The sequence below is a fragment of the Actinocorallia aurantiaca genome, assembly GCF_039533685.1.
Taxonomy (GTDB): domain Bacteria; phylum Actinomycetota; class Actinomycetes; order Streptosporangiales; family Streptosporangiaceae; genus Actinocorallia; species Actinocorallia aurantiaca.
Genome location: NZ_BAAATZ010000009.1, coordinates 286,902 through 308,523, shown reverse-complemented (window position 1 = coordinate 308,523; position 21,622 = coordinate 286,902). Strand labels below are relative to the sequence as shown.

Genomic DNA, 21,622 nt, shown 5'->3' with positions numbered 1-21,622 from the left:
TCCCTCTACCTCCCGACAGAGTTAGGGGCGTCCCGGATCTTCTCCGGAACGCCCCTGCGCTCTCCCCCGAACCCGCTGCCCGCTTAGAGGGCCTCGGCTCCGGTCTCTCCGGTCCGCACCCGGACGACCGTCTCGACCGGGGTCGCCCAGACCTTGCCGTCGCCGATCTTGCCGGTCTGCGCGGCCTTCACGACCACGTCGATGACCTCCTCGAGGTCCTCGTCGTCGACCAGGACCTCGAGCCGGATCTTCGGCACGACGTCGACCTTGTACTCGGCACCGCGGTAGACCTCGGTGTGGCCCTTCTGGCGGCCGAACCCGCTGGCCTCGCTGACCGTCATCCCCTTGACCCCGAAGGTCTCCAGGGCGGCCTTCACGTCGTCGAGCTTGAAGGGCTTGATGATCGCGGTGATGAGCTTCATGCGTCGGCCTCGACCTTCGTGGTGTCGGCGGCGATCGGGGCGGCGGAGGAGCCGCTCAGGCCGCTGCTGCTGGAGGTGTTCAGATCATAGGCGCTCTCGGCGTGCTCGACGATGTCGATGCCCGTGACCTCCGCCTCCTCGTCGACCCGGAAGCCCATGGTCATGTCGAGCACCTTGCCGATGATGAAGGTCACCACGAAGGAGTAGACCAGGGTGGCGCCGATCGCGATGGCCTGCTTGCCCAGCAGCGAGGCGCTGCCGGCGGACAGGAGGCTGTCCGCGCCGAGGGCCGCGGAGCCCCAGACGCCGATCGCCAGGGCGCCGATGATGCCGCCCACCAGGTGGACGCCGACCACGTCGAGCGAGTCGTCGTAGCCGAGCTTGTACTTCAGGCTGACCGCGACGGCGCAGATCGCACCGGCGACGAGGCCCAGCACCAGGGCGCCGACCGGGGTCATGGTGGCGGCGGCCGGAGTGATCGCGACCAGACCGGCGACGATGCCGGAGGCGATGCCCAGCGTGGTGGCGGCGCCGTCGCGCATCTTCTCGACGACGATCCAGCCGAACCCGGCCGCACCGGTCGCGACGATGGTGTTGATGAACGCCAGGGAGGCGGTCTCGTTGGCGGCCAGGGCGGAGCCGGCGTTGAAGCCGAACCAGCCGAACCACAGCAGACCGGCGCCGAGCAGGACGAACGGCAGGTTGTGCGGCCGCATCGGCTCCTTCGGCCAGCCCTTGCGCTTGCCCAGGACCAGGGCCAGCGCCAGCGCGGCGCAACCGGCGTTGATGTGGACCACCGTGCCGCCCGCGAAGTCGAGGGCGCCGAGCTTGAAGATCCAGCCCTCGGCGAACCAGACCGAGTGCGCGATCGGCAGGTAGACCAGGGTGATCCAGATCGGGACGAACACGCACCAGGTCGTGAACTTGGTGCGGTCCGCGATCGCGCCGCTGATCAGCGCGACGGTGATGATGGCGAAGGTCGCCTGGAAGGCCACGAAGGCCAGGGCCGGGTAGCCGTCGCCCTCGGCCTCGAGGCCGACCAGGCCCCAGGCGTCCAGGCCGCCGAAGAAGGCGGGGACGCCGCCCTCGCTGCCGAAGGCCACCGAGTAGCCCCAGAGCACCCAGACCATGCTGACGATGCTCATGCTGACGAAGCTCATCATCATCATGTTGAGCACCGACTTGGCCCGGCTCATACCTCCGTAGAAGAAGGCGAGACCTGGCGTCATCAGAAGGACGAGCGCAGCGCTCGTCAAGATCCAGGCTGTATTGCCGCTGTCGATTTCCATTTCGGAGAGCGCCCTCCTTGTGCGGGTTTTCCTTCGCCGAGAAGACTCTTCCTCGGCCGTTTCGCCCGGGGGGCACTGATGTTTCCGACGTGTGAAACATCCAACAGCGATGTTTCCTAAGTGTTTCCGTCCCCAAACCGTTCCAAGAGCCTTCCGCCACGGCGCTCCGAGGGGCCCGCAACGCGGAACCGCCGCCTTCCGGAGACTCCGGAGGACGGCGGTTCGGAACGGTCCGGCTCAGCCCCGTTCGCCCGGCGACGACCCGTGCGGGCCGGTGCTCTGGGAAGAGTCGCCGGCGCCCTGAGCAGGGCTCTGGTGCGTGCCCGGTTCGACCCATTCCATGCCGGGGACGGACTCGGACGGCCGCTCGCCGCGGGATTCCAGGTAGCCCCAGATGGACAGGGCGGCCAGGGCGATGCCGGAGGCCATGGCCAGGTACCAGCCGGTGTCGAGGCCGACTCCGGCGTTGGCCAGGACCAGCGCCTGGGTGTCGCCCAGGATGGCGGGAATGTTCAGGGCGTCACGGAAACGGAATCCGAAGATCACCGTGGAGATGAACGCCAGGACCCCGCAGACCGCCGAGACCAGCAGCAGGGTGTTGCGGCTCAGTTCCCGCCAGTAGAGGGCGGCCAGCGCCGCCGCCCCCGCGAGGAACGCCAGGATCAGCGTGATCCTGCCCTCCCAGATCCGGACGCCGCTGAGCGTCGCCGCGCTGAAGAAGGTGACGCTCACCCAGGGCAGCAGGGTGGCGATGATCAGCACTCCCGCGGAGATGGCGGCGCCCTTGGAGGCCAGCCGGGAGGTGCGTTCCTCCTCCGTCAGCGATGGGAGCCCACCTGTCCGAGTCTCTTCCGCCGTGGCTCCGTGCTCTCTACCGGTACGTGTGGCCATGCAGATCAACCCCCGATCCCTGGCGCCTGCGAACAGCCGTTGCGGGCGGTCTCCGGCGCCGCAGGCGGCCGCACTTCCTTTCACGGAACCACAGATCGACCGGCCGGGGACCACGGGAGGGTCCGGCTATCCCAAAATGGCGTCCACGAACGCGCCGGGGTCGAACGGGGCGAGATCGTCCGGGCCCTCGCCCAGGCCGACCAGCTTGACGGGCACTCCCAGCTCGCGCTGGACGGAGATGACGATGCCGCCCTTGGCGGTGCCGTCGAGCTTGGTCAGCGCGATGCCGGTGATGTTCACGACCTCGGCGAACACCCGGGCCTGGGTGAGCCCGTTCTGGCCGGTGGTGGCGTCCAGCACCAGCAGCACCTCGTCGACCGTGGCCTGTTTCTCGATGACCCGCTTGACCTTGCCCAGCTCGTCCATCAGGCCGGTCTTGGTGTGCAGACGGCCCGCGGTGTCGATGATGACGGTGTCCACGCCGTCCTGGATGCCCTGCTTGACCGCCTCGAAGGCGACGCTGGCCGGGTCCGAGCCCTCGGGGCCCCGGACGACCCGCGCGCCGACCCGCTCGCCCCAGGTGGTCAGCTGCTCGGCCGCCGCCGCGCGGAAGGTGTCGGCCGCGCCCAGCAGGACCTGCTTGCCGTCGCCGACCAGCACCCGCGACAGCTTGCCGCTGGTGGTGGTCTTGCCGGTGCCGTTGACCCCGACGACCATCACCACGGCCGGGTGGCCGCCGTGCGCGTCCACGTGCAGGGCCCGCGGAAGGTCGGGGCCGATCTGCGCGACGAGCTGCTCGCGCAGCAGCGCGCGGACCTCGTCGGGGCTCATCTGGCCCGCCACCTTCACCTTGGTGCGCAGCTCCTCGACGATCATCCGGGACGGGGCGACGCCGACGTCGGCGCTGATGAGGAGGTCCTCGATCTCGTCCCAGTCGTCGTCGGTGAGCACGTCGCGGGACAGCAGGTTCAGCAGGCCCTGGCCGAGGGTGCTCTGCGAACGGGCCAGCCGGGCGCGCAACCGCTGCAGCCGGCCGGCGGACGGGGGCGGCAGCTCGATCTCGGGCGCCACCACCGGCTCGGCCAGCGGCGGGCGCTCGGCGGGCCGGGTGACGACCGCCTCTTCTTCGGCGGGAGGCGCCGGTCTGGTGATCGTCGGAGCCTCGGGCGGCGCCTCCAGGGTGCCGGGGCCCGACCGGGATCTCAGCAGGGCGACCGTTCCACCCACTGCCAAGATGACGAAAAGCGCGATACCGAGAATCAGATATTCCATAGCCCGTCCAGTCTCGCAGACTCCACCCGACCGCTGATTGATCCCCTTCCCGGAACGGCTTCACCTCCCCGGGACGGAAAAGTCAGGCGGATTCGGCGTCCCGCAGCCGCTGGCTGATCACCTGGCTCACGCCGTCGCCGCGCATGCTCACCCCGTACAGCGCGTCGGCGCCCTCCATGGTGCGCTTCTGGTGGGTGATGATGATCAGCTGCGAGGACTCCCTGAGCTCCTCGAACACCTTGATCAGCCGCTGGGTGTTGGTGTCGTCCAGCGCCGCCTCGACCTCGTCCAGCACGTAGAACGGGCTGGGCCTGGCCTTGAACACCGCGACCAGGAAGGCGACCGCCACCAGGGAGCGCTCGCCGCCCGACAGCAGCGACAACCGCTTGACCTTCTTGCCGGGCGGGCGCGCGGAGACCTCGATGCCGGTGGCCAGCATGTCCTCGGGCTCGGTGAGGGACAGCGAGCCCTCGCCGCCGGGGAACAGCCGGCCGAAGATCCCCGAGAAGTGCTCGGCGGTGTCGGCGTAGGCGGCGGCGAAGACCTCCTGCACCCGCCGGTCGACGTCCTTGACGATGTCGAAGAGGTCCTTGCGGGTCTTCTTCAGGTCCTCGAGCTGCGCGGTGAGGAAGGCGTGGCGCTCCTCCAGCGCCGCGAACTCCTCCAGCGCCAGCGGGTTGACCTTGCCCAGCTGCGTCATCTGGCGTTCGGCGGCCCTGGCCCGCTTCTCCTGGACGGCGCGGTCGAAGGGCTCGGGCGAGCCCTCCGGGTCCTGCGGGGGCACGGGCTGGTCGGGGCCGTACTCGGCGACCAGCCCCTCCACCTCCATGCCGTACTCCTCCAGCGCCCTGGTCTCCAGCTGCTCCAGCCGCAGGCGCTGCTCGGCGCGGGCGACCTCGCTGCCGTGCACCACGTTGACCAGCCGCTCCAGCTGGGTGCCGTACTCGCGGACCTGCCCGCGGACGACCTTCAGCTCCTCCTCGCGGTCGGCCCGCCGCCGCTCGGCCTCCTCGCGTTCGGCGACCGCGACGGCCAGCGAGCGCTCGATCCGCTCCAGCGCGAACGCCGCCCCCTGGCGGACGGCCTGCGCCACCCGGGCCTGACGCTCCCGCCTGCGCCGCCGCTCCACCGCCTGGGCGCGCTCCCTGCGCTCGTCGGCGGCCTGCCGCTCCAGCGCGTCGGCCCGGCCCGCGAGCGCGCCGGCCCGTTCCTCGGCGGTGCGCACCGCCAGCCGCGCCTCCATCTCGGCGCCGCGCAGCTCCTGGACCCGGTCGGCCAGCTCGTCGCGGATCTCGGTGTCCGGCTCGTCCTCGGGCTCGTTCGCCGCCTCGGCCTCGAAGTCCTCCTCCAGCGCGGCGAGGGCCTCGGCGTCCCGGTCCCGGTTCTCCTCGGCGTTCGCGACGTTCAGGGCGAGCCGTTCGGCCTCCTGGCGGGCCGCCTGCGCGGCGGCCTGCAGGCGTGCCTCCTGCTTGGCCTCCTGCGCCGCCGCCGCGTCGGCCTGGCGCAGCCGCGCCCTGAGGGCGTCCAGCTCGGTCTGCGCGCGGCCCACTCCGGACTGTGCCTGGTCGGCGCGCGCCTGCGCGGCCTCCACCAGGCTCTGCGTCCGGCTTTCTGCCTCGGCGGCCTCCTCCAAACAGGCCTCGGTCAGCTCGGCGGCCTCTCCGGCGGCCTCCAGCGACGCGCGCGCCGCGTCCAGCGTGGCGCGCATCTGCAGCAGCCCCTGGCCTGCGGCGCTCCCGCCGCGCGCCCAGTGCGCCCCCAGCAGCTCTCCCGTCCGGGTGACCGCGCGCAGTCCGGGCTCGGACCGGACGAGCTCGGCCGCCCGGTCGAGGTCGTCCACCACGACGACGCCGTCGAGCAGGGCCCTGACCGCGGGCTCCAGGGGTGCGGGGACCGTGACCAGCTCCGTGGCCCAGACGCTCCCGTCCGTGCGGGCGGGCCGCTCCTGCGGCGCGGGGGCGGAGCCGATGACCAGCCCGGCCGCGGCGTCGCGCTCGGCCAGCAGGGCCAGTGCCCGGGCGGCGGCCTCCAGCGAGGCGACCGAGACCGCCTCGGTGAGCGGGCCGAGGACGGCGGCGATCGCCGTCTCGGCGCCCGGCCTGACCGAGAGTTCGGCGGCCAGGGTGCCGAGCACCCCGTCCAGGCCGGAGTCCAGCAGCACCTCTCCGCCGTCGGCGGCCGAGCCGAGGCTGAGCTCCAGCGCCTCGATCCTGGCCTGCAGCGCGGTGAGCTCCTTCTGGGCGCGCTGGTCGGCGGCGCGGGCGGACGCCACCTGGTCGCGGGCGGCCTTGAGGGCGCGCTGCGGCTCCTCGACCGCGGCGCGGGCCTCGGACGCGCTCTCCTTGGCCGTCTCCAGCCTCTCCTCGGCCAGCTCCAGCTCCTCGGCCAGCGCCGGGTCCACCGCGGCCCCCGCCTGGAAGGCCTCGGCCTCGGCCAGCGCGGCGGCGGCCCGCTCCTCGGCGGACAGCCGGGCCTCGGCGAGCCGGCCGATCTCGGCCTCCGCGGCCTGCAGGCGGCTGCGCAGCGACTCCAGCCGGCCCCGCTTGGCGACCAGCGCGTCCCTCCGCTCGGCGGCGGCCTTGGCCAGCGCCTGGAGCCTGCGGTCCTCGGCGGCCAGCGCCGACTCCGCCCCGGCCCGCTCGCCGACCGCCTCCTCCAGGCGTTCGCGCGCCTCCTCCAGGCGCTCCTCCAGGACCTCCTCCTGGGCGCGGACCTCCTCGGCCTCGCGCTCCAGCTCCTCGGGATCGCGGCCGAACCGCTCGTCCTGCCCGGAGTCCGCGGCGTTGCGGTGCCGTTCGGCGGCCAGGTCGGCGACGCCGCGCAGCCGCTCCTTCAGGGACGACAGGCGGAACCACGTCTCCTGGGCGGCGGCCAGGACCGGCGAGGCCGCAGCGGCCTCGGCCTCCAGTTCCTCCTCGCGCGCCTGCGCGGTGGCCAGCGCCCCTTCCACCTCGGCGCGGCGGCGCCGGACGGAGTCCTCGTCGGCGGCCTCCCGCTCCAGCCTCGCGCGCAGGGCGACCAGGTCGTCGGCGAGCAGCCGCAGCCTGGAGTCGCGCAGTTCGGCCTGGATCACCGCGGCCCTGCGGGCGATCTCGGCCTGCTTGCCCAGGGGCTTGAGCTGGCGGCGCAGCTCGGCGGTGAGGTCGGAGACGCGGGCGAGGTTGGCCTCCATGGCGCTGAGCTTGCGCAGCGCCTTCTCCTTGCGCTTGCGGTGCTTGAGGACGCCCGCGGCCTCCTCGACGATGGCGCGGCGGCCCTCGGGGCCGGCGTTCAGCACCTGGTCGAGCTGGCCCTGGCCGATGATCACGTGCATCTCGCGGCCGATGCCGGAGTCCGACAGCAGTTCCTGGACGTCCAGGAGCCGGCAGGCGTCGCCGTTGATCGAGTACTCGCTGGAGCCGGACCGGAACATCAGCCGGCTGATCGTCACCTCGGAGTAGTCGATCGGCAGGGCGCCGTCGGAGTTGTCGATGGTCAGGACCACCTCGGCCCGGCCGAGCGGGGCCCGGTTGGCGGTGCCGGCGAAGATGACGTCCTCCATCTTGCCGCCGCGCAGCGACTTGGCGCCCTGCTCGCCCATGACCCAGGCGAGGGCGTCGACGACGTTGGACTTGCCCGAGCCGTTGGGGCCGACCACGCAGGTGATCCCCGGCTCGAAGCGCAGCGTCGTCGAGGAGGCGAAGGACTTGAACCCGCGCAGGGTGAGACTTTTGAGATACACGCGCGGCGGTCCCCCTCACGGTGTCCGGTACCGGCGACGGCTTCGGCGTGGCCTCGGCTCGGGCGCGGTCCTGTGCTTCGGCGCGGTCTTCGGCGCGAAAAAGCAGCTTAGTGCCGGTGAGCGGCTTCACGCGTGTGCATCATCGTGCCACCACCAGGGGGGCTCCGCCGGGTTTTCCCGGACCCGGGCCCCGCCGGTGAATGACAAGGGTGAATGACAAAAGGGACGCCGTGGTCGACGTCCCTGTGCTGTCGGCAACCGCTCGACGCGGGTGCGAACCGGCGCCTCAGGTGAGGGCGGGTTCACGGTCCTTCACGGAGTGCACCACCTCGGACGAGGAGAGCGCTTCGTTCTCTTCCTGGAGCCTGACAAGCTCGGCTTCCAGATCCCTGACACGCCGCTGGAGACGTCGCATCTCCGCGACCATCCGGGGGTCGGGACCGCCGACGTGGCCTAGTAGAGCCTTCGCCATAATTGAGGGTCCTCCACGCTGAGTAACCAGCAGAGATCACACTGCGCCCCCTGATTGAGGGCGGTGCAGAATCAATTCACATTGGGTGTTCCGGCCCGCATGCCGGTCAAGCTGGACATCACAGACCAGTAACAACCTTGTTCTACAGAGTTTAGCAGGTCGCGGACGGAATACCCACCCGGTCATCTCTCAACGAAACCGACATTGTTCCCACGCGCCACACCCCACTGTTCCGTCACACCCGTCACACGGCCGGGGGCCCTCTCCGAACTCAGCAGTTCGAGCAGCTTTCCGCAGGCCACGGGGTCTCCCTCGGCGACGACCTCCACCCTGCCGCCCCTCAGGTTCGAAGCCGAGCCCACCAGGCCCAGTTCCAGCGCCCGCGCCCTGGTCCACCAGCGGAAACCGACGCCCTGGACCTCCCCCCGCACCCAGGCGGTCAGCCGGACGTGACCCGTATCACCGGACAAGTCGCGGCCTCGGCTGGCAGCGCGGGCAACTGTAGGAGGAGCGATTCATGAAGACCTCTCTCAGAATCGCCGTTCCGCACCTCGCGCAGGGCTCGTCACGGCGGCCGTAGGCGTTCAGGGAACGTTCGAAATATCCGCTTTCGCCGTTCACGTTCACGTACAGGCTGTCGAAGGACGTGCCGCCGGCCCGCAGCGCCTCGTCCATGACCTCCCGCACCGACCGCAGCAGGAGCGCGGACTGCGCCCCGGTCAGCCTCGCGGTGGGCCGCTCCCCGTGCAGCCCGGCCCGCCACAGCGCCTCGTCGGCGTAGATGTTGCCCACCCCGCTGATCAGCGACTGGTCGAGCAGCGCCCGCTTGACCCCGGTCTGCTTGCGCTTGAGGGCTTTGAAGAACGCCTCGTCGTCGAACACCGGCTCGAACGGGTCCGCCGCGATGTGGGCGATCACGTCGGGCACGCCGCCCTCGCCGCCCCGCGGATCGGGCACCAGGGGGCAGACCATCAGGTGGCCGAACGTGCGCTGGTCGACGAACCGCAGGTCCAGCCCGTCGTCGGCGAAGGCGAGCCGCACCCGCAGATGGCGCTGCGGCGGGGCGTCCGCCTCCCCCACCAGCAGCTGGCCGCTCATGCCCAGATGGGCCAGGACCGCGGCGTCCCCGAAGGGCAGCCACAGGTACTTGCCGCGCCGCCGGGGCTCGTCCAGGGTGCTCCCGGCGATCCGGGCGGCGAAGTCCGCCGCCCCGGGCAGGTGGCGGCGCACCGCGCGGGGGTGCAGGACCTCCACGGAGGCGACCGTGCGGCCCGAGGCCCAGCGCGCCAGCCCCCGCCGGACGACCTCGACCTCGGGAAGCTCAGGCATCGGCGGTCTTGCCGGCCCGTTCGCCGGGCCCCCCGTCCCCGACGCCGGCGCGGATCTCCGTCCAGGCGGCCTCGGCGGCCTTCTGCTCGGCCTCCTTCTTGCTGCGGCCCCTGCCCTCGCCGTAGGTGCGGCCGCCGACCCGCACGCAGGCGCGGAAGCTCTTCTGGTGGTCGGGGCCGCTCTCGGTCACCAGGTACTCGGGCACACCCAGGCCCTCGTCGGCGGTGAGCTCCTGGAGGGAGGTCTTCCAGTCCAGGCCCGCGCCCAGGTTCGAGGAGTGCTCGATCAGGTCGTCGAAGAGCCGGTGCACCAGCGCCGAGGCCTCCTCCAGCCCCTGGTCCAGGTACACCGCGCCGATCACGGCCTCCAGGGTGTCGGCCAGGATGGAGGCCTTCTCCCGGCCCCCGGTGCCCTCCTCGCCCCGGCCGAGGCGGATGTGGGCTCCCAGGTCCAGCAGCGAGCGGGCGACGCCGGCCAGCGCCTTCATGTTGACCACGGCGGCCCGCAGCTTGGCCAGCTGGCCCTCGGGCAGGTCCGGGTGGTTGCGGTACAGGGTGTCGGTGACGACCAGGCCGAGCACCGAGTCGCCGAGGAACTCCAGGCGCTCGTTGGTGGGCAGCCCGCCGTTCTCATAGGCGTAGGAGCGGTGGGTGAGCGCCCGCTCCAGCATGTCGGGGTCGAGCCTGAGGCCGATCCTGGCCTCGAGTTCGGAAGTCGGGACGGTCATGTCTCACTCCTCGCGTGACGGGCTCACGAAGGAGGGCGCCGACCTCGCGGACGGACGTCCGCGGCGCCGGTTGCCCGGATCCCAGAAGACGAGGTGCGCGCCGGGCGGAACCCGCGGTGATCTCCACGGGATCCGGCGTGCACCACGGCCTCGGGTTCTCCTGGTCCGCCCTCCAAGAAACCGGGGGGCGGACCGTGCGGCGCACGGAACCGACCCCCGGGTCACTCTTCTCAGGCGGTTCAGGCCGTCTCGACGACCTGGCGCTTGTTGTAGGTACCGCAGGTGCCGCACGCGATGTGGGGCAGCTTCTGGTCGCGGCACTGCGGGCACTCCACCAGAGCAATGCGCGGCGCCTTCCACTGCGACCGGCGGTGCCGGGTGTTGCTGCGGGATTTCTTCCGCTTCGGGACGGCCACTTGTCAGCCCTCCTGGCTTTCTTCTCGTGTTTCGACAAGGCCCTGCAGTGCCGCCCACCGGGGGTCGGCGACGTCGTGTGAATGATCGGGACCGACATCGGCCAGCCGTTCACCGCACTCCGCGCAGAGGCCGGGACAATCGTCCTGGCACAGGGGGGACAACGGCAGTGCGAGCACCACCGCGTCCCTGAGCACCGGCTCGAGATCGAGGAGATCTCCCTCCAGACGGCGTTCGTCTTCGTCGGCACCCGCCGCGGAGCGGGTGTCGTCGTAGACGAAGAGTTCCTGGAACTCGACCTCCATGGTGAAGGAGATCTCGTCCAGGCAGCGTGCGCACTCCCCCTCGATGGGCAAGAGCGCCGTGCCCGAGACGAGCACGCCCTCCATCACCGATTCGAACCGCAGGTCCAGCTCGAGTTCGGCGTCCTTGGGAACGCCGACCATCTCGACGCCTAGACCCTCTGGTGCCGGAGCGGTGAGCCGCTGTTCCTTCATCGATCCCGGACGGCGGCCCAGCGTTCTCATGTCGAGGACGAGCGGGGCCTTGGGATCAAGACTGGACAGGGTTCCCCCTTCGGTCCCACCTTCCGGCCGACCGGAGGACGGACCGTCGGGTGAGCATCGTGCACGGTTGGATCGCCACGTCAGGCATGGCCGACCACCAAGGATACCGAAGCCTGGAGGCTACCCCAACCTGCACGCCGTGATTCGAGGCGGGTCCGGCGGGCGCGGGCCCGCTCAGGCGTCCTTGAGTCTCTCGATCAGCCGGTCGTGCACCAGCTCGGGGACCAGGCCGGTCACGTCTCCGCCCCACTGGACGACCTCCTTCATCAGGCTCGACGAGAGGAAGGCGTACAGCGGGTTGGTCGCCATGAAGAGGGTCTCCACCCCCGACATGCGGTGGTTCATCTGCGCGATCTGCAGCTCGTAGTCGTAGTCGGTGACCGCCCGCAGCCCCCGCACGATCACGGGGATGTCGTGCTGCTTGCAGTAGTCGACGGTGAGCCCGCGGAAGGCGTCGACCTTCACGTTGCCGTAGTCCCTGGTGACCTCGCGGATCAGGTCGAGCCGCTCCTCCACCGTGAACAGGCTCTTCTTGGCCAGGTTGATGGACACCATCACCACCACCTCGTCATAGAGGCGGGAGGCCCTGCTGATGATGTCGAGATGGCCATTGGTCACCGGGTCGAAGGAGCCCGGGCAGACGACACGGCGCACTACGATCATTCCCTTCGGCTTGAACGGCGAGACCGTACCAAATCGTGTTCACTCCCCCTCGCAGCGCCCTGGTCATCACACGTGTGACCCGTAGTAGAAGGTCGCCTCCCCGTACCTGCGGTCCTTCTCCGCCTCATACCCCTCGGGCCACTCCAGAGCCCTTCCGCGACTCGCCCTCTCCACCGCGATCAGCGCGTCCGGCGCCAGCCACCCGTTGTCCCTGAGCGCCTCCAGGAGCGCGACGACGTCCTCGTCCGCCACCGCGTAGGGCGGGTCGGCGAACACGAAGTCGTAGGGCTCCTCCGGCCGCCGGGCCAGGACCCGTTCGACCCTGTCGACGACGAGTTCCGCCCCCGGCAGCCCCAGCGTCCGGATGTTCTCCCGGATCACCCGGCCCGCCTTGGGGTTCGCCTCCACCATCAGCGCGTGCGCCGCGCCCCGCGAGAGGGACTCCAGGCCCACGGCCCCTGATCCGGCGAAGAGGTCGACCGCCCGGATCCCCTCCAGGGAGCCCAGGAGCGCCCCCACGGTCGAGAAGAGCCCCTCCCTCGCCCGGTCCGCGGTGGGCCGGGTGTCCCGCCCCTCCAGCACCGCCAGCCTTCTGCCCCGCGCCACCCCGGCGATCACCCGTGTCATGCCCTCATTCTCCCCCGGCACGGGTTCGGCACGGTCCCGCGCCGCGGAGGAGGGGCGGGGCCGTGCCGGGATCGGGGGGAGCGGTCAGGCGGTTCTCAGCCGGGTCTCGCCCCGGGTGCGGGAGAGGCTCCAGCGGGCCTGGGTGCGGACGCCCGGGTCGGAGTCGGAGAGGGCCTCGGTCAGGGCCGCCAGGGCCCGGGGGTGGCGGTCCGCCCAGTGCTCCAGCGCCCGGACGGCGGAACGGCGCACGTCGACGACGGGGTCGCGCAGCGCCCTGGCCAGGTGGCCGACCGCCTGTTCGGCGGAGGAGGCGGCCAGGGTCCGCACGGCGCGTTCGCGCACCTGCCAGCCGGCGTGGGTCAGGGACAGGGCCGCCCGCGGCACCAGGACGGCGGGCAGGCCCAGGGAGGCCGCGGCGTCCAGGGCGGCCAGCCGGACCACCGGGTCGTGGTCGGCCAGCAGGTGCTCCAGCCCGTCGGCGGAGCCCAGCCGGGCCAGCCCTTCGGCGACGGCCACGCGCACCTCGCGCGCGGGGTCGTCGGCCGCGTCCCGGACTCCGTCGGCGGAGCGCAGCACGATCAGGGACAGGACGGCCTGGGCCCTGACCTGCGGCTCGCCGTCGGCCAGGCCCTGGGCGTAGAGCGTGCGCGCGGCCTCCGCCAGGGAGTCCAGCTGGTCGGCGGCGGCCCGGCGGACCAGCGCGTCGCGGCCTCCGGCGGCGGCCAGGCGGAGGGCGTCGAGCCCGTCCTCGCCGACGCGGGGGCGGGTGAGGGAGAGCAGTTCCGCGGCGGTGGCGCGGACCTCGGCGTCCTCGTCGGCCAGCGCCCAGGCCAGGGCGTCGCCCGCGCCGGGCGGGAGGGTCTGGCCGACCAGTTCGACCGCCGCCCGGCGGATGCGGGGGTCGGGGTCCCGGAGGTAGTCGTCGATCAGGGTCGGTTCGGTCTGTGCCGGTTCGGTGGAGCCGGTCTCGATCCGAGCGGTCATGGGTTCTTCTCCCGTAGTCCTGGGGTCACCGGGGCCGTGTGCCCTCTCCGGCGCGGGCCGGGGGGCTCAGGCGCGGCGACACAGGGCGCTGGCCTGGCGGCGCAGGTCGACGTGCAGGCTTCGGGTCAGGAGACCGGACATGGGGACGATGCTCGCCCTGTTTACCTACAAAGTCAATAGGGTTAGTAGGGAATCTCAGGCCTTCTCCAGGTACTCCACGCGGTCCTCGTCGAGGAGCTCGGCCAGCCCCGCGGCCAGGGAGGCGTGGCCGGACAGGTCGGGGTCCGCGGCGACCAGGGCGGCGGCCTCCTCGCGGGCGCGGGCGATGAGGCGTTCGTCGCGCAGCAGGGTGAGCAGGCGCAGGGAGGAGCGGCGGCCCGACTGCGCGGCGCCCAGGATGTCGCCCTCGCGGCGCTGCTCCAGGTCCAGGCGGGAGAGCTCGAAGCCGTCGGTGGTGGCGGCCACCGCGTCGAGCCGCTCCCTGGACCCGCTGTCGGGCGGGGTGTCGGTGACCAGCAGGCACAGTCCCGGCAGGCTCCCCCGGCCGACCCGGCCGCGCAGCTGGTGCAGCTGGGAGACGCCGAACCTGTCCGCGTCCATGATCATCATCACGGTGGCGTTCGGCACGTCCACGCCCACCTCGATCACCGTGGTGGCCAGCAGGACGTCCAGCTCCCCCGCGGCGAACCGGCGCATCACCGCGTCCTTCTCGTCGGGGTGCAGCCGCCCGTGCAGGACGCCGACGCGCAGGCCCGCCAGCAGCTCACCCTCCAGCATCGGCAGGAGGTCCAGGACGGCCAGCGGCGGCCGCGCGCCCTCCTGCCCCGCCGGCTCCCCGGAGTCCGCCGGGTCCGCCGGAGCGGCTGGAGCGGCCGAGGAGACGGCCTCCCCCGTGTCGCCCTCGCCGATGCGGGGGCACACGATGTAGGCCTGCCGCCCCTTCGCGGCCTCCTCGCGGATGCGCTCCCAGGCCCGCTTCAGGTAGGCGGGCCGCTCCGCCGGGACGACGTGGGTGGCGATCGGGGCCCGTCCGGCGGGCAGCTGGCGCAGCACCGAGGTGTCCAGGTCGCCGAACACCGTCATGGCGACCGTGCGCGGGATGGGCGTGGCGGTCATGACGAGCACGTGCGGACGCCCCCCGGCGACCTTCTCGCGCAGCGCGTCGCGCTGCTCGACGCCGAAGCGGTGCTGCTCGTCCACCACGATGAGGCCGAGGTCGGCGAACTGCACGTGCTCCTGGATCAGCGCGTGCGTGCCCACCACGATGCCGGCCTCGCCGGAGGCGGCCTCCAGCAGCGCGGCCCGCTTGACCTTGGCCCCCTGGGAGCCGGTGAGCAGCGCCACCCGGGTGGCGTGCTCCGCGCCGCCCAGCCGCCCGGCCTCGGCCAGCGGCCCCAGCAGAGCGGTGATCGAGCGGTGGTGCTGCTGGGCCAGCACCTCGGTGGGGGCGAGCAGCGCCGCCTGGCCGCCGCCGTCGACGACCTGCAGCATCGCCCGCAGCGCCACGATCGTCTTTCCCGCGCCCACGTCGCCCTGCAGCAGCCGGTGCATGGGGTGGGAGCCGGCGAGGTCGGCGGAGATCTCCTCGCCCACGGCGAGCTGGCCCTCGGTGAGGGTGAAGGGCAGGGACGCGTCGAACGCCTCCAGCAGCCCGCCCGGACGGGCCGGTCGGGGCGCGGCGGGCAGCGCGGCGGCCGCGTGCCTGCGCTGGGCCAGCGCGAGCTGGACGTAGAAGGCCTCGTCCCACTTCAGGCGGCGCCGCGCCGCGTTCAGCTCGTCGTCGTCCTTGGGCCGGTGGATGCGCTCCAGCGCGTCGGTCAGCGAGATCAGCCGGTGCCGGGCCAGCAGTTCGGGCGGCATCGGGTCCGGAACCTCGAGGCCGGGGCCGAGGACGAGGTCGACCGCGCTCTTGATCTTCCAGGAGGCGAGCTCCTTGGTCGCCGGGTACAGCGGGATCGGCTTGGTGGCGTACTCCTCGACCGTCTCGGTGGAGGCGAGCCCGGGGATCACCTCGAAGTCGGGGTGGTTGAGCTGGATCCTGCCCCGGAAGTACCCGACCTTCCCCGCGATCATCGCCAGGATGCCCTGCTGGAGCTCCTTGTCCGCGCGGTAGACGCCGGTGCCGAAGAAGCTCAGCTTGAGCGTGTCGCCGGCGCCGTCCTGCACCGTGACCTCGAACACCTGGTACGGCTTGCGCTGGAGCTTGCGCAGCTCGCGCCGCACCACCCTGCCGACGATCGTCACGTCCTCGCCCTCGGCGAGCGAGGCGAGGTCGGTCAGCTCGCCGTGCCTGACGTACCGGCGGGGGTAATGCCGCAGCAGGTCCCCCACGGTGCGCATCTCCCACTTGGCCGTGAGGATCTTGGCGGTCTTGTCCCCGATCGCGCTTCGCAGGTCTCCGCTGAGATTCACCACGAGCCCCATTACAGCCGATGCCGCCGACATCCGCGTCCCGGGCCTCGGCCGTGAGGAGGCTCACGGCCGAGGCCCGGGACCCCCTGGGGATAACCCCATCAGACCCTCACGCAACCGGGCACAATGGTAAAGATCACTGATCCCACTTGCTTATTTCGGTAAAACCGGGCAATCCTTAAGTAAGTGACAAGAAACCCCCCACAATGAAGTGGAGATCGTTCATGGTCACCCTGACCTACACCGACTGCCTGCGGGACCTCGCCGACCGGCTGACCGCACACGGACTGCGCGCCCGGCTGGACCAGCCCATCGGCCGTCCGCCCGCGCTCCACGTCAGCAACCCCGGCGTCCCCGGCTCCGCCGAGCACGTGTTCCTCGAGGACCAGGCCCTCTGGTGGTCCTGGGGCGACCTGCTGGCGGCCGCGAGCAACGTCGACGCCGCCGTCGCGGGCATCTGCCGCATGCTGGGAGCGCGCACCGCGGTCGTGAACTGACCCCGCGCCCCCGCTGGACCCGGACCCCGGAACGGTGAACCTGTCTCATCCCCCTGAGGCTCACCCCGCCGGGGTCCTCTCATGTCCGCGCCCGGATCACTCCACCCCGAGCAGGACCGGGTAAAGGACCTGGCCGCCGTCGTAGACGGTCAGCTCCACGTCGGGCCGCCGGGCGTGCAGCTCCTCCTCCACCTCGGCGACGAGGCCGGGCGGCACGTCCACCCCGGTGATCATCGTCACCAGCTCCCCGCCGCCCGAGAGCATGCGGTGCAGCAGGTCCCGGGTGACCCCGCCGGGGGCGGAGCCGATCACCACCACGTCGCCCTCCAGCAGTCCCAGCACGTCGCCGGGCTGGCAGATGCCGGCGCTGGTCATCGCCTCCTCCGCGGCCACCTGGAGGCTGCCGAACCGGGTGGCGCGGGCGGTTCCGGCCATCTCGATCACGTCCTCGTCGAAGTGGCGCAGCGGATCGTGCACGGCCAGCGCGGCCAGCCCCTGCACCGACGCCTCCGTGGGGATCACCGCGATCTTGACGCCGCTGTCGCGGGCCCGGGCCGCCGCCGCCTCCGCCAGCGCCAGCACCTCCGGCTCGTTCGGCAGCACCGCCACCTCGTCGCCCGCCAGCAGGATCGCCTCCACCAGCACGGCCAGCTGCGGCATGCCCCCCGACGGGCGCCGCACCACCGCCGCGCCGGCCTCCTCGAACAGGGCGGCCAGCCCGTCCGCCGCGGTCACGGCCACCACCCCCCTGCCGGTGTGCGGGGCCCGCGGCGCCGGAGCGGTGCCCAGGTGGGTCACCCGGATGCGGTAGGCGCGGCCCGCCTCCAGGCCCGCCTCGATCGCGGCGCCCGCGTCGTCCACGTGGACGTGGACGTTCCACAGCCCGTCGCCGCCGACCACGACCAGCGAGTCCCCGAGGACGTCCAGGGCCGCGCGCAGCTCGGGGATGCGCTCGTCCTCGGTCTCCAGCAGGTAGATGACCTCGTACCCGAAGTCCTTCTCCTGCGGGTACGCGATGACGGCGTTCTTCGGGTACTTGGTCTCGTCCCGTGCAGGGATCTCATAGCGCTCGGGATACTCCTCCGTCACCACCGCGGCGAGCGCGTCCAGCAGCACGCACAACCCGGCCGCGCCCGCGTCCACCACGCCGCGCTCGGCCAGCACGTCCAGCTGGCCCGTCGTCTCCCGCAACGCCCGGCGCGCCCCGCGCGCCGCCGACCTGGCGACCTCGGCCGCGCTCGTGCCGCCCGCCGCCTCCGAGGCGGCCCGCAGGACGGTGAGGATGGTGCCCTCCACCGGGTGCGCCACCGCCGCCCTGGCCAGCTCCGTCGCGTACGCCAGCGCCTCCTCCAGCAGGGGGCCGTCCGGCCTGCCCCCGGAACCCAGGATCTCCGCGAGGCTGCGCAGGATCTGGCTGACGATCACTCCCGAGTTGCCGCGCGCGCCCATCAGCGCGCCCCGGCTCAGCGCCAGCCACACCTCGGCCAGCGGCGCCTCCTCCGGCAGCCCCGCCACGCTCTCGGCCGCCGCCAGGAGGGTCAGGTGCAGGTTGGTGCCGGTGTCTCCGTCGGGCACGGGGAAGACGTTCAGCGTGTCGATCTCCCGCCGGGTCCGCCCCAGCGCCTCCGCGGCCAGCAGCGCCCACCGCCGTACCGCCGGCGCGTCCAGAATGTCGAGCACCGCACCTCCCTACCGCTTCAGAGCGTATTCCGACCATGGGCGTCTCGTTCGTCACGAGACGCACGAGTTCCGGCCGGTCTTCCGCTCCCGGCGCGCGAGTCCCCCGCGGTCCGCCGTCCCGATTCGCCTCAGCGGGCTCGGTCGGTTAACCTGTTGGGGCGTCCCCTGCGTGGGGACCTTTTCCTTGTATTTTCAGAACGCCCGCGGCCCACGTGCTCCGGGTCGTCCCAGTTCTCGACTGTTTGGAGTTACCGTGGCTGCCAACTGCGAAGTGTGCGGCAAGGGCCCCGGCTTCGGTATGAGCGTGTCCCACTCGCACCGTCGCACCCCGCGCCGCTGGAACCCCAACATCCAGCGTGTCCGCGCGGTCATCAGCGGCACCACCAAGCGCGTGAACGTCTGCACGTCCTGCCTCAAGGCCGGCAAGATCCAGCGCCCCCTGGCCCGCTAGGACGCCTGGCCGCACTTCAGGAGACCCGGTCGCCGTCAAGGCGATCCGGGTCTTCGGCTTTCCCCCGGCCGCTCCGCCGGACCTTCCGCCCCGCCTCGGCCGTCTGTTCAGGCGGGACCGTCCGGTTCCGGACCTCCCCCGTGGCCGAGCAGCCACAGGAGGAATCCCCGCCGGTGCGCGTCGGTGACCGCCGAGAGCTCGATGCTCTCGGCTCCCACGGTCACCTTGGCCGCGCGATCCTCCCCCGCCGCCAGCCAGCCGAACACCCCCTCGGCGAGTGCCGCGGCGGCCGGAGCGGAGAACAGGGAGACGGCCAGCGCGCCGCTGGCCATGACGGTTCCGGGGCTGCCCGGCGGGGGCGGCAGGGAGACGAAGTCCACGACGACGCCCCGATCCCACAGCTCCCTTCGGAGCCTTCGGGCCAGCTCGTCCCGGCGGAACGGATCGGCGTACGCCTCCGAGACCTCGATCAGCGCTACTTGTGCCATCTCCCCCCTTCCACAAGCCTTCTTACTGCAGGTCAATGAGGAAGACGCCCCGAATCGGGGGATGGGTGCGGTCCGCAGATCTCAATCTGAAAAATTCAGCGGACAAAACACGGCAATTACAACATTATCGAGAAACGCAATAAACGAGTCGAGACTCAACGGGCGCGCAGCCGCCAGCCGTGGTCGACCGGACCGATGCCCGCGCCCAGCGGGAAGCCCGCCTCGATCGCGCCGGTGACGTACTCCTTGGCGGCGCCCACCGCCTCGGGCACCTCGTCGCCGAACGCCAGCCTCGTGGCGATCGCCGAGGCCAGCGTGCAGCCGGTGCCGTGGGTGTGCCGGTTGTCGTGGCGCGACGCGAGGTACTCGTAGGTCTCGGCGCCGTCGTAGAGCAGGTCCACCGGACGCCCCGGCAGGTGGCCGCCCTTGACGAGCACCCACTGCGGGCCGAACTCCTTGACCGCCTCCGCGGCGCGGCGCAGGTCCCGCTCCGACTCCACCTTCACCCCGGTGAGGAGCTCGACCTCCCACAGGTTGGGCGTGACGACCGTCGCGACGGGCAGCAGCTTGTACCGCACCGCGTCGACGGCGTCCCGGGCCAGCAGGGCGTCGCCGTGCTTGCTGACGCCCACCGGGTCGACCACCAGCGGGGCCGGGTACTCCGACAGCCGCGCCGCGACCGTCTCGACCAGGGTGGTGGAGGCGAGCATGCCCGTCTTGACGGCCTGCGCGCCCATGTCGGACAGCACCGACTCCAGCTGCGCCTCGACCGCCTCGGGCGGCAGTTCCCAGGCCCCCTGGACGCCCAGGGAGTTCTGCGCGGTGACCGCGCAGACGACGCTCATGCCGTGCGCGCCCAGGGCGAGCATGGTCTTCAGGTCGGCCTGGATTCCGGCGCCGCCGCCGGAGTCGGAGCCGGCGACGGTCAGCACGCGGGGAGGGGCGACGGACATGCTCAGACCCTACCCAACCGGGCGGGAGACGGGTCAGGCGCAGTCGCGTCCGTTGACCTTGCAGACCGCGGGCTTGGACCAGGCGCCCTCCGCGGTGAAGCTCACCCGGACGACCTGGCTCCCCTCGAGCGCGGCCGGCCCGGTGAACCAGGTGGTGCCGCCGTTCTCCTTCGTCGTCCTGAGGGCCGCCCCCTGGACGTTCACCACGACGGCGTTGGGGATGCGGAAGGCCAGCTTCCAGTTCTTGGGAGTCTTGGAGCTGTTGCGGATGACGGCCACCGCGGTGAACCCGCCGGGGATCATCTCGCCCAGCCTGATCTCGACCCTGAGCGGCCGCTGCGACACCGTCCTGGTGGACTGCCGGGGCAGCGACGCCTCCGAGGGCGCCGCCTGGGGCTGCCGAGCGGCGTCCTCCGGGGTCTGCCCGCCGTCCGTCCCGTCCTTCCGCGCCTGCGTGTCGGTGAGCCCGTTGCAGCCCGCGCACGCGGCGGGATCCGGAGGGGTCCCGCCGGCGAAGTTCAGCGAGATCGACCGGGTGCTGAGGGCGGCTGCGATGACTCCCACCGCGATGACTCCCGCGAGGAGGGGCATCAGCGGCGTGCGGCCCAGCCAGGCCATGCGCTTGGGTTCGGCGTCCTGGGACGCCTCGTCCGAATTGGTGTGTCGTCCCATCCCATCCTCTTCGTTCCTGGGATGTATACCAAAATCCGCCCAAGTCCGCCTACCGGATGGGTAAGTCAAGTCGGTTAAAAGACTCTTATTATCAAAGATACGTTTAACTAGTAACGCCGAAGTGGTCCCATCCGCCCTGCTCCACGGGGCCGCCGTCCACGGTCACGCCCCCGCCCGCGACCACCTCGCCGAGCACCTTCCAGGACGGCGGCAGGACGCGGCCCGCCGGGAACGTCCCGACGAACGCGTGGTCGTCGCCTCCGGTCAGCGCGTCCGCGAGCGCCACCCCCTCGTCGAGCGGCACCAGGGCCGAAGACAGGGCGATCCCCACGCCGCTCCCGCGCGCCAGGTGGCCCAGATCCTGCACGAGCCCGTCCGAGACGTCCATCAATGCCGTGGCGCCGAGTGAACGCGCCTCCTCACCCGCCGTGTAGGGCGGCTCAGGACGCCTGTGCGCGGCCGTGAACCGCTCCGGCACCTCCACCGGCCCGAGCAGTCCCGCCAGACCCGTGGCGGCCCATCCGAGCCTGCCGCGCACCGCCACGGAATCCCCGGGGCGCGCGCCCGTACGGGTCAGCGGAGGCCGGCCGCCCAGATCGCCGAGCACGGTGACGGCCACCATGATCTTCTCGGAGCGCACGGTGTCCCCTCCGACGACCGAGGCGCCCACCAGAGCGCATTCGTCGCGCAGCCCGTCGCTGAACTCCTCGGCCCAGGCCATCTCCAGTTCCGGAGGTCCTCCGAAACCCAGCAGCAGCGCCGTCGGCCGCGCGCCCATGGCCACGATGTCCGCGAGGTTCTGCGCCGCGGCCTTGCGCCCCACGTCGTAGGCGCTCGACCAGTCGGTGCGGAAGTGCCGCCCTTCCAGCAGCAGGTCCATGCTCGCGACCACGCGCCCGTCCGGAACGCGGACCACCGCCGCGTCGTCCCCGGGCCCCAACTCCACCAGCGGCCCCTGCGGGAACCGCCGGACCACTCTTGTGATCAGGCCGAACTCCCCGGCCTCCCCGATCTCGATGACGCCCCTCCCTGAAATTCCCGAACGCTCCAAGGTACGGTGACGATCAGTCGGCTTTTCTCCCACCCCTACCG

At 71.9% G+C, this 21,622-nt stretch carries 22 protein-coding genes; 2 read left to right on the top strand and 20 right to left on the bottom strand.

Features of this window, described 5'->3' with window-relative positions; genetic code table 11:
• Positions 1-83: 83 nt before the first annotated feature.
• The 15 genes from ABD327_RS14210 to recG all read right to left on the bottom strand — a co-directional run bounded on the left by ABD327_RS14210 (position 84) and on the right by recG (position 15,801).
• Complete coding sequence (locus ABD327_RS14210) at positions 84-422, bottom strand: P-II family nitrogen regulator (RefSeq protein WP_344450819.1); 339 nt, start codon at positions 420-422, stop codon at positions 84-86.
• Positions 419-1,711, bottom strand: coding sequence for an ammonium transporter (locus tag ABD327_RS14205; protein ID WP_344450818.1), 1,293 nt, complete (start codon positions 1,709-1,711; stop codon positions 419-421). Before ABD327_RS14205 ends, ABD327_RS14210 begins: the two co-directional genes overlap by 4 nt.
• 237 nt (positions 1,712-1,948) lie before the next feature.
• Complete coding sequence (locus ABD327_RS14200) at positions 1,949-2,602, bottom strand: hypothetical protein (RefSeq protein WP_344450817.1); 654 nt, start codon at positions 2,600-2,602, stop codon at positions 1,949-1,951.
• 126 nt (positions 2,603-2,728) lie between these two features.
• Entirely contained in the window at positions 2,729-3,874 is a 1,146-nt protein-coding gene (gene ftsY, locus ABD327_RS14195) for a signal recognition particle-docking protein FtsY (RefSeq protein WP_344450816.1), read from the bottom strand.
• 82 nt (positions 3,875-3,956) lie between these two features.
• Positions 3,957-7,595 carry a chromosome segregation protein SMC gene (gene smc, locus ABD327_RS14190; RefSeq protein WP_344450815.1) on the bottom strand — a complete coding sequence of 1,213 codons (3,639 nt, stop codon included), beginning with the start codon at positions 7,593-7,595 and terminating at the stop codon, positions 3,957-3,959.
• Between the two features lie 286 nt (positions 7,596-7,881).
• Positions 7,882-8,067 (bottom strand): hypothetical protein, encoded by a 186-nt coding sequence (locus ABD327_RS14185; RefSeq protein ID WP_106398019.1) that lies wholly within the window; start codon positions 8,065-8,067, stop codon positions 7,882-7,884.
• A gap of 182 nt (positions 8,068-8,249) precedes the next feature.
• Entirely contained in the window at positions 8,250-8,537 is a 288-nt protein-coding gene (locus tag ABD327_RS14180) for an acylphosphatase (protein ID WP_344450814.1), read from the bottom strand.
• The gene (gene mutM / locus ABD327_RS14175; RefSeq protein ID WP_344450813.1) at positions 8,527-9,396 is read right to left on the bottom strand and encodes a bifunctional DNA-formamidopyrimidine glycosylase/DNA-(apurinic or apyrimidinic site) lyase; all 870 of its coding nucleotides are present in this window, start codon (positions 9,394-9,396) and stop codon (positions 8,527-8,529) included. Before mutM ends, ABD327_RS14180 begins: the two co-directional genes overlap by 11 nt.
• Positions 9,389-10,123, bottom strand: a complete 735-nt coding sequence (gene rnc / locus ABD327_RS14170) for a ribonuclease III (RefSeq protein ID WP_344450812.1) — start codon at positions 10,121-10,123, stop codon at positions 9,389-9,391. The genes mutM and rnc overlap by 8 nt, the downstream gene beginning before the upstream one ends.
• A 239-nt stretch (positions 10,124-10,362) precedes the next feature.
• Positions 10,363-10,539, bottom strand: a complete 177-nt coding sequence (gene rpmF, locus ABD327_RS14165) for a 50S ribosomal protein L32 (RefSeq protein ID WP_344450811.1) — start codon at positions 10,537-10,539, stop codon at positions 10,363-10,365.
• 3 nt (positions 10,540-10,542) lie between these two features.
• Positions 10,543-11,064, bottom strand: a complete 522-nt coding sequence (locus ABD327_RS14160) for a YceD family protein (RefSeq protein ID WP_344450810.1) — start codon at positions 11,062-11,064, stop codon at positions 10,543-10,545.
• A gap of 213 nt (positions 11,065-11,277) precedes the next feature.
• The gene (gene coaD, locus ABD327_RS14155) at positions 11,278-11,757 is read right to left on the bottom strand and encodes a pantetheine-phosphate adenylyltransferase (protein ID WP_344450978.1); all 480 of its coding nucleotides are present in this window, start codon (positions 11,755-11,757) and stop codon (positions 11,278-11,280) included.
• A 75-nt stretch (positions 11,758-11,832) separates the two neighbouring features.
• Entirely contained in the window at positions 11,833-12,393 is a 561-nt protein-coding gene (rsmD, locus tag ABD327_RS14150; protein WP_344450809.1) for a 16S rRNA (guanine(966)-N(2))-methyltransferase RsmD, read from the bottom strand.
• 84 nt (positions 12,394-12,477) lie between these two features.
• Positions 12,478-13,377 carry a HEAT repeat domain-containing protein gene (locus tag ABD327_RS14145; RefSeq protein ID WP_344450808.1) on the bottom strand — a complete coding sequence of 300 codons (900 nt, stop codon included), beginning with the start codon at positions 13,375-13,377 and terminating at the stop codon, positions 12,478-12,480.
• Between the two features lie 195 nt (positions 13,378-13,572).
• On the bottom strand, positions 13,573-15,801 hold the full coding sequence (recG, locus tag ABD327_RS14140; protein WP_344450807.1) for an ATP-dependent DNA helicase RecG: 2,229 nt from the start codon (positions 15,799-15,801) through the stop codon (positions 13,573-13,575).
• Between the two features lie 212 nt (positions 15,802-16,013).
• Between recG and ABD327_RS14135 the strand changes: the two genes are divergently transcribed.
• Positions 16,014-16,286, top strand: a complete 273-nt coding sequence (locus ABD327_RS14135) for a hypothetical protein (RefSeq protein ID WP_344450806.1) — start codon at positions 16,014-16,016, stop codon at positions 16,284-16,286.
• Positions 16,287-16,382: 96 nt separating this feature from the next.
• On the opposite strand, the gene ABD327_RS14130 is transcribed toward ABD327_RS14135, so the two are convergent.
• Positions 16,383-17,966 carry a DAK2 domain-containing protein gene (locus ABD327_RS14130; RefSeq protein WP_344450805.1) on the bottom strand — a complete coding sequence of 528 codons (1,584 nt, stop codon included), beginning with the start codon at positions 17,964-17,966 and terminating at the stop codon, positions 16,383-16,385.
• A gap of 253 nt (positions 17,967-18,219) precedes the next feature.
• Between ABD327_RS14130 and rpmB the strand changes: the two genes are divergently transcribed.
• On the top strand, positions 18,220-18,417 hold the full coding sequence (gene rpmB / locus ABD327_RS14125; protein WP_106398010.1) for a 50S ribosomal protein L28: 198 nt from the start codon (positions 18,220-18,222) through the stop codon (positions 18,415-18,417).
• Positions 18,418-18,524: 107 nt separating this feature from the next.
• Here rpmB and ABD327_RS14120 read toward each other — a convergent pair whose 3' ends face one another.
• The 4 genes from ABD327_RS14120 to ABD327_RS14105 form a co-directional block, all read right to left on the bottom strand.
• Positions 18,525-18,905, bottom strand: coding sequence for an effector-associated constant component EACC1 (locus ABD327_RS14120; RefSeq protein ID WP_344450804.1), 381 nt, complete (start codon positions 18,903-18,905; stop codon positions 18,525-18,527).
• Between the two features lie 155 nt (positions 18,906-19,060).
• Positions 19,061-19,858 (bottom strand): bifunctional hydroxymethylpyrimidine kinase/phosphomethylpyrimidine kinase, encoded by a 798-nt coding sequence (thiD, locus tag ABD327_RS14115; RefSeq protein ID WP_344450803.1) that lies wholly within the window; start codon positions 19,856-19,858, stop codon positions 19,061-19,063.
• A gap of 33 nt (positions 19,859-19,891) precedes the next feature.
• Positions 19,892-20,530, bottom strand: a complete 639-nt coding sequence (locus ABD327_RS14110; RefSeq protein WP_344450802.1) for a hypothetical protein — start codon at positions 20,528-20,530, stop codon at positions 19,892-19,894.
• A 103-nt stretch (positions 20,531-20,633) separates the two neighbouring features.
• On the bottom strand, positions 20,634-21,566 hold the full coding sequence (locus ABD327_RS14105; protein WP_425547120.1) for a thiamine-phosphate kinase: 933 nt from the start codon (positions 21,564-21,566) through the stop codon (positions 20,634-20,636).
• Positions 21,567-21,622: the final 56 nt, after the last annotated feature.

Bases quoted from the DNA above. Each gene is read 5' to 3' on its own strand.
- ABD327_RS14205 (WP_344450818.1), bottom strand. From the start codon at position 1,711: ATGGAAATCGACAGCGGCAATACAGCCTGGATCTTGACGAGCGCTGCG.
- ftsY (WP_344450816.1), bottom strand. From the start codon at position 3,874: ATGGAATATCTGATTCTCGGTATCGCGCTTTTCGTCATCTTGGCAGTG.
- ABD327_RS14120 (WP_344450804.1), bottom strand. From the start codon at position 18,905: ATGGCACAAGTAGCGCTGATCGAGGTCTCGGAGGCGTACGCCGATCCG.
- recG (WP_344450807.1), bottom strand. From the start codon at position 15,801: ATGGGGCTCGTGGTGAATCTCAGCGGAGACCTGCGAAGCGCGATCGGG.
- ABD327_RS14135 (WP_344450806.1), top strand. From the start codon at position 16,014: ATGGTCACCCTGACCTACACCGACTGCCTGCGGGACCTCGCCGACCGG.
- rsmD (WP_344450809.1), bottom strand. From the start codon at position 12,393: ATGACACGGGTGATCGCCGGGGTGGCGCGGGGCAGAAGGCTGGCGGTG.
- ABD327_RS14200 (WP_344450817.1), bottom strand. From the start codon at position 2,602: ATGGCCACACGTACCGGTAGAGAGCACGGAGCCACGGCGGAAGAGACT.
- ABD327_RS14110 (WP_344450802.1), bottom strand. From the start codon at position 20,530: ATGGGACGACACACCAATTCGGACGAGGCGTCCCAGGACGCCGAACCC.
- rnc (WP_344450812.1), bottom strand. From the start codon at position 10,123: ATGACCGTCCCGACTTCCGAACTCGAGGCCAGGATCGGCCTCAGGCTC.
- ABD327_RS14210 (WP_344450819.1), bottom strand. From the start codon at position 422: ATGAAGCTCATCACCGCGATCATCAAGCCCTTCAAGCTCGACGACGTG.
- ABD327_RS14145 (WP_344450808.1), bottom strand. From the start codon at position 13,377: ATGACCGCTCGGATCGAGACCGGCTCCACCGAACCGGCACAGACCGAA.
- ABD327_RS14185 (WP_106398019.1), bottom strand. From the start codon at position 8,067: ATGGCGAAGGCTCTACTAGGCCACGTCGGCGGTCCCGACCCCCGGATG.
- mutM (WP_344450813.1), bottom strand. From the start codon at position 9,396: ATGCCTGAGCTTCCCGAGGTCGAGGTCGTCCGGCGGGGGCTGGCGCGC.
- thiD (WP_344450803.1), bottom strand. From the start codon at position 19,858: ATGTCCGTCGCCCCTCCCCGCGTGCTGACCGTCGCCGGCTCCGACTCC.
- ABD327_RS14160 (WP_344450810.1), bottom strand. From the start codon at position 11,064: ATGAGAACGCTGGGCCGCCGTCCGGGATCGATGAAGGAACAGCGGCTC.